At 67.5% G+C, this 1,163-nt stretch carries 2 protein-coding genes; both read left to right on the forward strand.

What is annotated here, in order from left to right:
* Nucleotides 1–824, forward strand: an 824-nt coding sequence (gene cbiT, locus ADADOO_RS02955) for a precorrin-6Y C5,15-methyltransferase (decarboxylating) subunit CbiT (RefSeq protein ID WP_511274872.1), incomplete at its 5' end; no start/stop codon positions are given.
* The coding region (locus ADADOO_RS02960; RefSeq protein WP_511274874.1) for an SAM-dependent methyltransferase at nt 821–1,163 on the forward strand (343 nt) is incomplete at its 3' end. The genes cbiT and ADADOO_RS02960, both read left to right, overlap by 4 nt.

A 1,163-nucleotide genomic window follows, 5' to 3' on the forward strand; every position in this document is an offset into this window, starting at 1 on the left:
TGAATCGACGCGTGGCGCTGTTTACCGGTCCGGCCAACAGCCCGGCCCGACTGGCCCGGGCCCTGCTCACCGCCGGTTACGGCGACGAGGTCAAACTGTCGGTGGCCTGTCGGCTGCGCTGGCCCGATGAAGCCGTCTTCGCCGGACTGGCTGCGGTCGACGCGGCAAATAGGCAATTTCCCGAACCCAATGTCGTCCTGGTCGAACGCCGCCCGGATCACAACGAATTGGCCATGGCGCCACCTTTTGGCCGGGAAGACGGGGAATACATCCAGCGCACCCCGGAAAAAGGCCTGATCACCAAGCAGGAGGCGCGCGTCCTGTCGCTGGCCAAGCTGCGCCTGACGCCCGACGCCGTGGTTTGGGACATCGGCGCCGGCTCCGGCTCGGTCGGCCTGGAAGCGGCCCGTCTGGCGCCGCTCGGCCATGTCTGGGCAATCGAAAAGAACGCCGGCGACGCGGCTAACGCGCGGGCCAACGCCGAACGCTTCCGCGTCGGAAATTACACCTTGTGCGAGGGCAAGGCGCCGGCGCTGCTCGCCACCTGGCCCAACCCGGACGCCGTGTTCATCGGCGGCTCGGGCGGCGAACTGGGCGAACTGATCGGGCTGATCCTGGCCCGGCTGAAACCCGGCGGCCGGCTGGTCATGAATTTCGTCACCATTGAAAACCTGGCCACCGCGACGGCGGCGCTCAAGGCGGTCGGCGCCGGCTGGGAGGTTGTCCAGCTACAGGCCTGCCGCAGCCAACCGATTCTCGACATGCACCGGCTGGCCGCCCAGAACCCGGTGTGGATCGTCACCGCAAGCAAGGACATGGCATGAACCCTGGCGCAAAAACCTATGGAAAACTGATCGGCGCCTCGCTCGGCCCCGGCGACCCTGAGTTGATCACCCGCCGCGCCTGGGCGGTGCTACACAGCGGCGCCCGCTGGCTGTACCCGGTCAAGAAGGCCGAGGAGTCGTCCTACGCGCTGTCCATCGTCGAGCGCGGCGGGCTGTCCACTCCGGCCGATGCCGTCGAGATCGTCTTCCCGATGACACGCGATGCCGGGATCCTCGCCAAAGCCTGGGCGCGGGCAGCGACGCAGACCGTCGAGCTACTCGCTGAAGGGCGCGATCTGGTCTTTCTGGTCGAAGGCGATGCCTCGACCTTCGCCACGT

Origin of the sequence: Azonexus sp. (assembly GCF_036170495.1) — a bacterium.
Classification (GTDB): domain Bacteria; phylum Pseudomonadota; class Gammaproteobacteria; order Burkholderiales; family Rhodocyclaceae; genus Azonexus.